Origin of the sequence: Pseudoalteromonas sp. APC 3694, from assembly GCF_030407565.1 — a bacterium.
Taxonomy (GTDB): Bacteria; Pseudomonadota; Gammaproteobacteria; order Enterobacterales; family Alteromonadaceae; genus Pseudoalteromonas; species Pseudoalteromonas tetraodonis.
The window spans coordinates 1-12,152 of record NZ_JASDDE010000005.1 but is presented as its reverse complement, the minus strand read 5'-3'; the positions used below and the strand labels follow the sequence as shown (position 1 = coordinate 12,152).

8 protein-coding genes are annotated in these 12,152 nt (G+C 41.1%); 3 read left to right on the top strand and 5 right to left on the bottom strand.

Annotation, left to right across the window (positions count from 1 at the left end):
* Positions 1 to 18: 18 nt before the first annotated feature.
* From QMA00_RS03075 to QMA00_RS03055, 5 genes are all read right to left on the bottom strand, one after another.
* Entirely contained in the window at positions 19 to 855 is an 837-nt protein-coding gene (locus QMA00_RS03075) for a peptidoglycan binding protein CsiV (RefSeq protein WP_290155971.1), read from the bottom strand.
* Positions 855 to 4,328 carry a transcription-repair coupling factor gene (mfd, locus tag QMA00_RS03070; protein WP_290155969.1) on the bottom strand — a complete coding sequence of 1,158 codons (3,474 nt, stop codon included), beginning with the start codon at positions 4,326 to 4,328 and terminating at the stop codon, positions 855 to 857. Before mfd ends, QMA00_RS03075 begins: the two co-directional genes overlap by 1 nt.
* 50 nt (positions 4,329 to 4,378) lie before the next feature.
* Positions 4,379 to 5,272, bottom strand: a complete 894-nt coding sequence (locus tag QMA00_RS03065; protein ID WP_214552853.1) for a carbon-nitrogen hydrolase — start codon at positions 5,270 to 5,272, stop codon at positions 4,379 to 4,381.
* Complete coding sequence (locus tag QMA00_RS03060; protein ID WP_290155967.1) at positions 5,269 to 6,324, bottom strand: agmatine deiminase family protein; 1,056 nt, start codon at positions 6,322 to 6,324, stop codon at positions 5,269 to 5,271. Before QMA00_RS03060 ends, QMA00_RS03065 begins: the two co-directional genes overlap by 4 nt.
* A 114-nt stretch (positions 6,325 to 6,438) precedes the next feature.
* Positions 6,439 to 7,047, bottom strand: coding sequence for a PilZ domain-containing protein (locus QMA00_RS03055; protein WP_290155966.1), 609 nt, complete (start codon positions 7,045 to 7,047; stop codon positions 6,439 to 6,441).
* A 300-nt stretch (positions 7,048 to 7,347) separates the two neighbouring features.
* On the opposite strand from QMA00_RS03055, the gene QMA00_RS03050 reads away from it, so the two are divergent.
* From QMA00_RS03050 to QMA00_RS03040, 3 genes are read left to right on the top strand one after another with little or no spacing between them, the layout of a single operon-like run.
* Positions 7,348 to 7,905: a sigma-70 family RNA polymerase sigma factor gene (locus QMA00_RS03050; protein ID WP_013464680.1), complete on the top strand. Its 558-nt coding sequence runs from the start codon at positions 7,348 to 7,350 to the stop codon at positions 7,903 to 7,905.
* Positions 7,902 to 8,978, top strand: a complete 1,077-nt coding sequence (locus QMA00_RS03045) for a FecR domain-containing protein (RefSeq protein ID WP_290155964.1) — start codon at positions 7,902 to 7,904, stop codon at positions 8,976 to 8,978. Before QMA00_RS03050 ends, QMA00_RS03045 begins: the two co-directional genes overlap by 4 nt.
* Positions 8,979 to 8,987: 9 nt before the next feature.
* A complete protein-coding gene (locus QMA00_RS03040; protein ID WP_290155962.1) occupies positions 8,988 to 12,020 on the top strand; it encodes a TonB-dependent receptor in 3,033 nt (1,010 codons plus the stop codon).
* Positions 12,021 to 12,152: the final 132 nt, after the last annotated feature.

Sequence of the window (12,152 nt, the reverse complement as noted above, 5' to 3'; positions counted from 1 at the left end):
CCTTTTGATTAAATACTGTTAATGGTTAAATTTTCGAATTTGTACAATCATACCCATACGAGGATGATCAAAGTAATGAATATCTTCGCTGAAAACGCGTCTAAATTGTGAAAAACGGGCTGATTCTAGCTCACCATTATCTTGCTTTTCACTAATATCGAAATCCGCATTAATGTATAAATAATGGCGTAAATGTATTTTCAATAAGCCATCTAACTCCCATTTCATTTCGGAAGATTGAGCTTCGGCAAACAGTGGCTCAGGTCTATTTATTAAGCTAATAAAGTCGGAATTAGCGTAACTAAAACCGGTGTTCATATTGTTTTTTAATTGGTTGCCTGCAAATAAGTGCATACTGGGTGAGCGTGATTTACTTGCGCCTTCAAACCGCCAGCCGGTATGTAATATAGGGGTGAGTCCTTTGCGGTCTAAAGCTTGGCGTTGTTGTTCAAACTGCAGTTGTTCAGGAGCGAGCAGGTAAGTTTGCTCCATCGTATCTTGTACTGGTGCTTGAGGGGTTACTGGCAGCACATCGTAACTTTTTACATAATCAATGCTGTCGTTACACGCTGCAGACTGTGGGTTTGAATTAACCAAAGTGTCGGCAAGAGTGCGTGTTTGAAAGCGTGGGTCACCGTTTATACACGCGTCCATTGCTTGGTTCTTATAAGCAGAGGCCAATAAATCTAAGATGTTTTTATCTTCAATGGCGTCATGCTTTAAGCTAAAGTCTTCTTGTAAGTTAGGAGCAGGGCGCTGTTTAAATATTAACACCTCTACTTCAAACCAGCGCTCTGCAAATGCAGTACTGCTAAATAAGCAGCATAAAATAACCAGCGATTTTTTCAGCAACATTAATGGCTAACCTTTTTTTCGAAATCTGCAATCATAGCAGTGATCATTTTTAAGCGTTCACGGGCATTCGCCTCGCTAATGGCAAAGCGTAGTTTATTTGCGCCATCCATTTTATAAATGTGTGGCGCACTTTGTATCAAACCAATAATGAAGCTAGGATTAACCTTGGTATTTTGACTAAACTCAAAGTAGCCTCCTTTCGGGTTAGCTTCTATTTTGGTTATGCCCAAATTGCTCGCCTGCATTTTTAGTTGTTGTAAACTAAATAGGTTTTTAGCTGCATCAGGTAATAAACCAAAGCGATCTATCAATTCTACTTGCAGTTCATCAATATCAGCAAGGTTAGCACAACTTGCTACACGCTTGTACATACCTAAACGCGTGTTAACATCGTGAATATAATCATCAGGTAACAAGGCAGGTAGCTTTAAATCAACTTCGGTTTGTTTTTGTAATAGATTTTCAAGGGTTGGCTCTTGACCATTTTTAAGCGCGTTAACAGCCTGTTCAAGCATTTCCATATACAAATTAAAGCCAATGGTTTGCATTTGTCCAGATTGATCATCTCCTAATAGCTCACCGGCACCACGAATTTCTAAATCGTGGGTTGCCAAGGCAAAGCCTGCGCCTAAATCTTCTAATGAGGCAATGGCATCCAAACGCTTTTTCGCATCTTTAGAGAGCGCTTTAGGGTTACCTGTAAGTAAATAAGCATAGGCTTGGTGATGGCTTCTACCAACACGCCCGCGTAATTGATGCAGCTGAGCAAGACCGAGTTTATCGGCTCTGTCCATAATAATGGTATTTGCTGTGGGTACATCAATGCCGGTTTCAATAATCGTAGTACATACCAGTACATTGTATTTTTGGTGATAAAAATCGGTCATGATCTGCTCAAGCTCTTGCTCTCGCATTTGCCCGTGGGCTGAGGTAACTGTTGCCTCAGGCACCCATTCGCTAATTTCTTGAGCAACACGCTCAATGGTTTCTACATTGTTGTGTAAAAAGTACACCTGGCCGCCGCGTTTAATTTCACGCAGTACCGCTTCGCGAATAAGCTCTTCGTCGCGTTGGCGCACAAAAGTTTTAACGGCTAAGCGTTTAGCCGGTGGGGTAGCAATAATAGATAAATCGCGCATACCACTCATGGCCATATTTAAAGTACGGGGGATAGGCGTAGCGGTCAGGGTGAGTATGTCAACATCAGCTCTCAGGGCTTTAATTTTTTCTTTTTGGCGCACCCCAAATCGGTGTTCTTCATCAACAATTAACAGGCCTAAATCTTTAAAGTTGATGTCTTGTTGAATTAGTTTGTGCGTGCCAATAACCACGTCAAGCTTGCCATTACTCATTTTTTCAAGGGTTTCTTTTTGCTCTTTAGTTGAGTTAAACCGAGACAATACACCCACTTCAATTGGAAAATCAGCAAAGCGGTCTTTAAAGTTATCGTAGTGTTGTTGAGCAAGTAGGGTGGTAGGGACTAAAATAGCAACTTGCTTATTATCGTTAACCGCAACAAACGCTGCACGCATTGCTACTTCGGTTTTACCAAAGCCTACATCACCACAGACTAAGCGATCCATGGCTTGTTTTGATTGCATATCACCCAGTACAGCTTCAATAGCGTTACGTTGATCATCCGTTTCTTCAAACGGGAAGCTATCACTAAATTGACGATAAGCTTGGCCATCAAGCGTAAATTTATTACCCGGCTTTGCTTGGCGCTGAGCGTAAATATCGAGCAATTCAGCAGCGACATCACGTACTTTTTCAGCGGCGCGTTTTTTTGCCTTATCCCACGCATCAGAGCCGAGCTTGTGCAGTGGGGCACTGGCTTCTTCACCGCCAGAGTAACGGCTAAGCATATGAAGCGCTGATACCGGCACATAGAGCTTTGCTTCACCGGCATAAATAATGGTTACAAATTCAGTAACCACACCGGCGGCATCAATTGTTTGCAGTCCTTGATAACGGCCAACACCATGGTCAAGGTGCACAACCGGTTGGCCTTCTTTTAACTCTGCTAAGTTACGAATTAGCGCATCTTGGCTTGCTTCATACTTGTGCTTACGGCGTCTGCGTTGTGATACTTTAATTCCAAGCAATTCTTGCTCAGTAATAATGCTCAGGCTAGGTCTTGTGCTAAGCACAACACTTTGTTCCAGTGGGCTTACAATTAAACCAACGTCACTACTGCTGTTGATAAATTGCTCAAAAGTATCAAATTCTTTAAATTTTAAGCCGCTGGGTTTTAATATACTCAGTAATGATTCACGTCGACCATCCGACTCAACACTAATGACAACTCGGCCTTTTTTCTTTTTTTGCTCTGCCACATAGCTAATGAATGCGTTGTAAGGTTCATGTTGTTTATGATCAATGCGGACATTGGGTAATTCATTAACGGCAAGGTTTTTATTGCCGGCTTTAGTGCCCAATTTTGCTTGCGATAAACGAATGCGGCCATAATTACCTAAGTTTGAAAATAGCTCATTGATTGGCTGGTACAATTCATCCGGTGGTAAAAGTGGGCGCAAGGGGTCCACACGGCGGTTTTCATAGCGTACATTAACATCGTGCCAAAAATTATCCGCCGCATGTTCTAAATCGCCTAATTGCATCACGGTCGTTGATTCAGGCAAATAGTCAAAAATAGTCGCCAAGCCATCAAAAAATAATGGCATGTAGTATTCAATACCTCCAGGCCAATTACCTTTACTAACTTGCATATAGACAGAGTCTTGCTCTGCGCTTGCGCCAAACTTTTCACGATAGTTTATTCTAAAGCGTTCAATATCTGTGTCGTTAGTGGGGAATTCATGGGCAGGAAGTAACTCAATTTTTTCAACTTTTTCGTCTGAGCGTTGTGTTTCCACATCAAATAAGCGAATGGTATCAAGCTCGTCATCAAAAAAATCGAGCCTAAATGGGTGTTTACTGCCCATCGGGTATAAATCAACAATAGAGCCACGTATTGCATATTCGCCATGCTCCATAACTTGTTGCACGTGCATGTAACCCGCTTGCTCTAAGTTTTCACGCAAAGCGTGGGTGTCTAATCTATCGCCTACTTTAAAATTAAGCGTTGAACCGTATATAAACGAAGCAGGGGCCGTGCGCAGCATCAGCGTTGATACAGGCATAATGAGCACGCTTTGTTGCTCGTTTTTCAGGGTATTAAGCGTTGCTAAGCGCGCTGAAATAATATCTTGATGGGGAGAAAAATGATCGTAAGGCAATGTCTCCCAATCCGGAAATATCATTACCGGGTTATCCGGAAGCAAATACTCTAATTCGGTTTCAAGGCGCAAAGCACTTGGTGTATCTGGCGTAACTATTAACACTAAGTTATCTTGTTGTTTTACACCTTGTGCAATGGCAATGCTCAAGCCACTGCCTAAAAGCTCGCCCCATTGAATTTTATCTTTTTGAGATTTTACCCAAGGCAAGGCTGCCCATTGCTCAAACGCCATTAATTACTCCATTAAATTAGGCTCTTAGCTGCTAAGAGCCATACTATTATTTAGTCGCGATAGATTTTTGTTAAATCTTGATAATGATCAATTCTGCGGTCGCGTAAATACGGCCAGATACGTCTTACGTTTTCGCTGCGTTTTTGATCAAGTTCAACCATTAATATTTGTTCACTTTGATTATCGGCCTCTGCCAATATTTCGCCTTGGGGACCTGCAATAAACGAGTTACCCCAAAATTGAATGCCGTCACTTTGTCCACTCGGGTCGCGCTCAAGACCAACACGATTACAGCTAATCACTGGAACGCCATTGGCTACCGCATGGGCTCGTTGGCTAATAACCCAAGCATCTTTTTGACGGGTTTGCTCATCTTTATCATCGCGTGGATCCCAGCCAATGGCTGTTGGATAAATTAAAAGCTCTGCACCGGCCATCGCCATTAAACGCGCCGCTTCAGGAAACCACTGATCCCAACACACCAGTACGCCAAGTTTGCCCACTGAGGTTTGAATAGGCTCAAAGCCTAAGTCGCCAGGAGTAAAGTAAAACTTTTCGTAAAAGCCAGGGTCATCCGGTATATGCATTTTACGGTATTTACCGGCAATACTGCCGTCTTTTTCGAGCACCACTGCGGTATTGTGGTAAAGGCCTGTAGCGCGCTTTTCAAATAAAGACGCGACAATTACAATACCAAGCTCTTTAGCAAGTTCACCTAACGTGTTACTACTCGGCCCAGGTATTGTTTCGGCTAAATCAAAGACGTCGACATCTTCAGTTTGGCAAAAATATAAACTACAGTGTAATTCTTGTAGCACAACAAGTTGTGCACCTTGACTGGCTGCATCGCGAATGCCAGCAATTGATTTTTCAATATTGTGTTCAGCGTTGTCACTGTTGCTTTGTTGCACTAAGGCAACTGATAAATTTGCAGGGCTTGTCATTGTGCTGCTCCAGCTAAAAATCCACGAGGTAATTGCATTGTAATGCAGTGAAGACTGCCAAATTGCTCAATAATAGGTAAACAATTTACCCCAATAATTGTGTGCTCTGGGTATGCTTTTTGAACCTGCGCTAACGCGCGTTGGTCGTTTATATCGTTATAAGTAGGCACTAATACCGCATTGTTAATAATTAAGTAATTTGCATAGGTGGCGGGTAAGCGCGTGTTTTCATCATCGTACACGGCTTTTGGCCATGGCAACTCAATTAGCTTATATGGGGTGCGATCGGCAGTTTTAAAGCTTTGTAGTTGCTTTTGCATGGCATTAAGCGCGCTGAAGTGCTCATCGGTTTCATCGTCACATTGCACATACACAAGGGTATTATTTGGTGCAAAACGCACTAAGGTATCAATGTGGCTGTCGGTGTCGTCACCTGCTAAATAGCCATGATCAACCCATAAAAAATCTGTTGCGCCCAAGTGCGCTTTTAAAAGCGCTTCTATGTCACTTGGGTTTAAATTTGGGTTACGGTTTTTATTAAGCAAACATTCGCTGGTTGTTAGCAACACACCATGCTCGTTTATTTCAATACCGCCACCTTCAAGTACCATATCGAGCGCTTGATAGTAGTTGTTTTTGCTACTTAACTCTTTTACCAAAGTACGATTAATTTCATTATCTAATGCGCTTTCAAATTTATTGCCCCAACCATTGAAAGTAAAATCATATACTTTTAGTTGCTCGGGTGAGTCAATAGCGCCACAAGTAAGCGGGCCATGATCGCGCGCCCACGTATCGTTGGTAGGGGTTACTACAAAATGAACACGATTCAAAGGGATGTTAGCGCTATTTAGCAATGCTGTAATATGCATTTTTAAGGCACTATTATGCGCCACAATAACAAGCTTTTGCTGCGTTGTTATATGCTTAGCAAGCTCAATATATACAGGTTCTACACGGGCTAATTTATCAGCCCAATCTGTGTCTTTATGCGGCCATGTAAGCATAACAGCGTCTTGCTCGGCCCATTCAGGTAAAAGTCTAAAGTTCATGGATTTTTAATACAAATAAAGATGGGGCTAGTTTAGCAGTTCAATTACTGCTAAGTCACTTCTAAATGAGTGTTTGGCTCACAATTTTAAAGCGATTTGAGAAGTAAATAAACGCTAGCTTTTGTCGTTTGTACTCTCTTTGGCTTTTTCAAGTTGCTGGCGCTTTTTAAGCTGGCGAGTTTGCGCATGTAAGCTGGCTCTTACAACCAACTCTTGGTCGCTGTCTCTTATTGATACAAATAACAGGGTATATTGGTAGTGCTCATTATCTTGTTTTTCAATGGCAACCACTTCGCTATAACAATACACCGCAGAGGCCTCGTGTTGTAAAAAAAGTTTAGTACGAAACTTTTGCTCTAATGTATACAAATGTTCACTGGTAAACTTAATGCCGCCACCGCCGTAACTATCGCAATAGATAGAGTTATCTTCTGGTTGTTCAGAGGCTAAAATATGACTCATGATCAAATCTATTTTGCGCGACTGAGCTTGTAAAAAAGTAGTTAGTTCTTGGGCAATATCACCTAAATTACGCAAAGGGCCTAAGACGCTTTGCTCTAAACTGCTTACTTCGTTAGCAAGTTTAAATAAAGGCGGAATATCAGCGTCAAGTTCAGCTAAACTTTTTGGCACAGCCGAATCATCTACGGCAAACAGATTGACGCGATTACTTTCATCAATTTGAAAATAAAGCTCAAAATCTGATAATTTTTGATTATTCATATGTAACTCCTATCCGTTAATAGTAGCGTTGCCACTACTAAATTACTACACAACACGCCAATAAAATTAAGCTAAATATCTGTTTGCCCTCATTATAAAAAGCCAAATCAACTAAAATTGCGCTAACTTTCAATATTTACCAAACAGGCATAATGATTAAAAAAGTTTTAAAAGGTAATACGTTTACATTGCACTATGTATGTTAGCAACTAATAAATAACCAATAATTAACAAAACTCCTTGTAATTAGCCCTAAAACTCGTAATCTTACGGTAATAATAATAACAAGGGACTACCCACGTGGCTCGAGGACTTAAATTAGCCAGTACATTCTCAGACATATCCACGCAACTGCGGCGTTTCGTGTCTAAAATTGTGTTGCCTGACGATGTTGATGATATTGTTCAAGAAACCTTTGTTAAAAGTTATGAAGCTGAATTAAAGCAAGATATTCAATACACCCGTAGCTACATGTTAAAAACAGCTAAACACCTAGCACTTAATCATATAGCTAAATGGGATAATAAATTTAGTACCCCTTTAAATCACGAAACTGAACTCCCCAAATTGCTTAAATCAATGCAATTAGAAGACGAATACACCTCTAAAGAGCGTTTTTTATTATTTTGTCGGGCGACTGAGCAATTAAGTCCTGTTGTAAGAAAGTGCTTTATTTTAAAAAAAGTCTATGGAATGAGCCAAAAAGAGATCGCACAGCAAATGCAGCTAAGTCAAAGTACGGTAGAAAAACACATTGCCAAAGGGTTATTAAATACCATGCTATATATGCGCGAACAGTCACACGATGAAAGCGACCATTGCCAACAAAGTGCGGACATAATGAGGGCAGCAAAATGAATAACATCCATCAATTTACTTCAAAAGAATTAATCTTAGAAAAAGCATCGCAATGGATAAGTGCGATTGATCGTGGCTTAAGTACACAAGAGCAAGAGCAATTTAAACTGTGGATGCTACAAAGCACGGCTCATCAGAATGCGGTATATGAATTAGCACAATTATGGGATGACTTAAGTGTGCTTAACGAGCTCAGCGTATTGTTTCCTAATAAGCACTCTGCAGGCATTAAAACAAAGCCTTCCTATGTATATGGTATTGCGGCAAGTGTTGTTGCAGCTTTAATGATGTGCAGCTACTTTTTGCTAAATATAGATAGCAATTTCAACAAAAATTTAGCCAAGGTAAATTATACAAAAATTTATAAAACAAAAGTTGGCGAGCAAGCAACCTATGTTTTACCGGATGGCACAATTGTACAACTTAATACCAATAGCTCATTAGAAGTCGCTTATAGCCAAGGCCGTAGGCAATTGTTACTAAGTCGTGGCGAGGGGCGTTTTAATGTTGCTAAAGATGCATCACGCCCATTCAGCGTGATGGCCGGTGATAAAAGCTTTACCGCTCTCGGTACTGTATTTAATGTGCAGCGCAATACTTCGTCAGATCTCGAGCTGGTTGTTACTGAGGGTAAAGTGATGATCACCGATCCTAGCGTTGCTGTTAATGCTGATGATTTTAAAGCGTATCAACAAGCTGATAATAACAATCATGAAATTCGTCAAATTAATGCCAATATTGTGATTTCCGGTGAAAAAGCCATTATTGAACAAAGCGTTACCAAACCAATCACACAGTTATCGGTTGATGATGTACAGCGTGACTTAGCTTGGCAAAATGGCATGTTGATATTTAATGGTGAGCAACTGGTTGATGCCTTAAACGAAGTCAGCCGTTATACCGCTACGCGGTTTGAACTATCATCTGATGAGTTAGCCCGTATAAAAGTGGCCGGTGTTTTTAAAGCGGGTGATGTGGCAGGGCTGTTAGAGAGCTTACAAAATAATTTTTCGATTGAACATGAACGTTTAGGCGAGCATGTTGTTAGCCTAAAATATCAAAAAAAATCATAGGTAATCGTAATGAAAATCACACCATTGTTAATCAATGTTGCTCATAAGGGTGTAAAAAGTAATTTAAAGATTAAAAAAATGATAAAAAACTATAGAGGATTTTTGTTTGCTAACTGTTTATATAAGTTGCGCAGTAACCATACGTGCCATTTAACTCAATTTGGCCTTGTTGCACCGCTGTTTTTAAGTATCAGTGTGTATGCAAGTCAAACCGAGGGGCAAATGATGCAATTTGATATAAAAGCGCAACGAGCAGACAAAGCCTTAATAGAATTTGCTAAGCAAACAGAACAAACTGTGGTTTTTTCGTATGAACTTGCCAAGCAATACGAAGCAAATTCGTTGTATGGATTTTATTCTCAACTTGATGCACTAAAAGCATTACTGGCTGAGACACAGCTCGATGCGGTTGTTGATCAAAATGGTTTACTGAGTATTAAACTCAAACAAATCAATAGGAAAGATAACAACATGATGAAGCTTTCAGGAGTTAGTGCAGCTGTATTACCTGCTTTACTTGCAGTTAATTCACAAGGAATCAATGCCGCTGAACAAAGCGCAGAACAAAACATCGAAAAAATTGCTATTGTAGGTAGCCGTGTCGCAGGGCGCTCAGTTGAAGACTTACCTGTCCCCGTTGATATTTTAAGTGCAGAAGCACTCGAAAATACCGGCCAAACAGAAGTTGGCCGCATGCTTCAAGCTATTGCACCTTCTTTTAACTTTTCAAGTTCATCTATCAGTGATGGTACTGACGCATTAAGACCAGCAACGCTACGTGGCCTAGGGCCAGATCAAACGTTGGTATTGATCAATGGTAAGCGTCGTCACCAAGCCAGTATTATTCATATTAATACTTCGGTGGGGCGTGGTACGGCGGGTACCGATATGAACGCTATTCCAGCCTCAGCAATTAAACGTATTGAAGTACTGCGTGATGGCGCTGCGGCTCAATATGGTTCTGATGCAATTGCCGGTGTTATAAATATTGTGCTCAAAGATGGCAGCGAAGGTGGTAAAGCCGCTATTAACTACGGTGAGTACTCAGAAGGTGATGGCGAAACTGTTAACATCGACTTTAATAAAGGCTTTGCTTTAGGTGACAATGGTTATTTAAATACGACTATAAACTATCGTGACCGCGCACCAACTAACCGTGCAGGGCTTCATGGTTCATGTCAATTTTATGGTTGTACTGAGCTCAGTGACGGCACGTTACTGGCAGGCGACCCGCGTGAACTAACCGCGCCACGCGATACATTTAGAATTGGCGATGCCGACTCTCAACAATTTGGTTTAACGGTTAACACCGGCTACGAATTAGGAGCGGGTGAACTATACGGTTTTATTACCTACTCAACGCGTGATAACGAATCAGCAGCATTTTTCCGTCATAATGCCAATGCCGGTGGTAACCCAGTATTACAAGATGGTGATGCGACAGTTCCGGCTGGCTTTTTACCAAAAATAAACACTACGATTGACGATATTTCATATAACTTTGGTTATAAAACGCAGTTTGATAACGACTCAAGCTTAGACTTATCGTACACCTATGGTGAAAACAGCATTGATTACACCACTAGCGATACGATTAATGCCTCTTATGCCAACTTCTTACGTTACGACCAAGGCTTAAGCGCTGCAGATATTCGCGCCACTATTCCACGTCAAGGTTACGCGTATGGTATGGAGTTATCACTGCAAACGATTAATCTTGATTTTACTCAAAATTTTGATGATTACTCATTAGCAATGGGCGCAGAAATACGCACCGATGAGTACCGTATTTTAGAGGGCAGTGAATACGCATACCGCGATTACGATACCAACAATGGTGTTAATATTTATGATGGACTGAGTGGTGGTATTGGTAGCGAAAATGCATCAGGTGGCACACAAGGCTTTGGTGGTTCATCGCCAGCATCGTCGGTTGATGAGTCGCGCGATGTGATCTCGTTTTACTTAGACGCTGAAGCTTACGTTATTGAAGATGTGATTATCTCAGGGGCGTTACGTTACGATAATTACAAAGGGTTTGGTGATACAGTTAACTTTAAACTCGCGGGGAACTGGTCACTAACCGAAGATATTTCACTTCGTGGTGCATTAAGCTCAGGCTTTAGAGCACCTTCAATGCAGCAGTTGTACTTTAACAATATCAGCACGCAGTTTGTTGTAGGCCCTAATGGTAATTTAGTGGCTGAAGAAGTAGGGACCTTTAGAAACGATTCAGCCCTTGCGCAAAGTTTAGGTATTCCTAAATTAACAGAAGAGAAATCTCAAAACCGCAGTTTAGGTATTGTTTATAATGTAAGCGATAATATTAATGTAACGCTTGATTACTACTCAATCGATATTGACGACCGTATTGTAATTAGTAATCGCTTAGGTAAAGGCTTATCAAGCAGTCTTGATGCTGCGTTATTAAGTTCAGGTGCGGGTGCAGGGCAGTTTTTCTTAAATGGCGCTGACACTGAGACACAAGGTATCGACTTTGTGGCTACATGGAATACAGAAGGCCTAGGCGGCACGCTTGATTTTACTTTAGCGGCTAACTTTACAGAAACCGATGTCGTGTCGTTATTTACACCTGCAGGTTCTGGTCTTGAAACCGTGCCAGTCGATGATGTGTTTTCTGATCAAGAAATTTCTATCATTGAAGAATGGCAACCAGAAGATCGCATTAACTTAAGTGCACTTTATCGCCGTGACGACTGGACTGTTAATTTATCACTTAATCGTTTTGGTGAGTACACAGTTGAAGATGGCGGCCGCCAGACTTACGGTGCTGAAATTTTAACTGACATTAAAGTTAATTACTTTGTAACTGATAACTTATCGGTAAACATTGGCGCAAATAACTTATTTGATGTTTACCCTGATGAAAACACCATAGGTAATTCACGTTCGGGTACTATTGTAGATGCTCAAGGTAATACCATTGTCAGCAGTGATGGGGTATTTAAGTACTCTCGTCGTTCAGCGCCATTTGGTTTTAACGGTGCTTACTACTACGTAGGTGCAGAATACCGCTTTTAATAAGGGTCTGTTGACCTTTGTGGATTAAAATTTGTTCAAACTAGGAGCGGTTTAATCGCGGCGCGAGGCTTGTAACTTAGTGGGCTCGATAACTGCTCCTGCGTTATTCTACTGGCTTACATCCATGTAAGA

Coding starts and splice junctions, on each gene's coding strand:
- QMA00_RS03075 (WP_290155971.1), bottom strand. CDS start 855: ATGTTGCTGAAAAAATCGCTGGTTATTTTATGCTGCTTATTTAGCAGT.
- mfd (WP_290155969.1), bottom strand. CDS start 4,328: ATGGCGTTTGAGCAATGGGCAGCCTTGCCTTGGGTAAAATCTCAAAAA.
- QMA00_RS03065 (WP_214552853.1), bottom strand. CDS start 5,272: ATGACAAGCCCTGCAAATTTATCAGTTGCCTTAGTGCAACAAAGCAAC.
- QMA00_RS03060 (WP_290155967.1), bottom strand. CDS start 6,324: ATGAACTTTAGACTTTTACCTGAATGGGCCGAGCAAGACGCTGTTATG.
- QMA00_RS03055 (WP_290155966.1), bottom strand. CDS start 7,047: ATGAATAATCAAAAATTATCAGATTTTGAGCTTTATTTTCAAATTGAT.
- QMA00_RS03045 (WP_290155964.1), top strand. CDS start 7,902: ATGAATAACATCCATCAATTTACTTCAAAAGAATTAATCTTAGAAAAA.
- QMA00_RS03040 (WP_290155962.1), top strand. CDS start 8,988: ATGAAAATCACACCATTGTTAATCAATGTTGCTCATAAGGGTGTAAAA.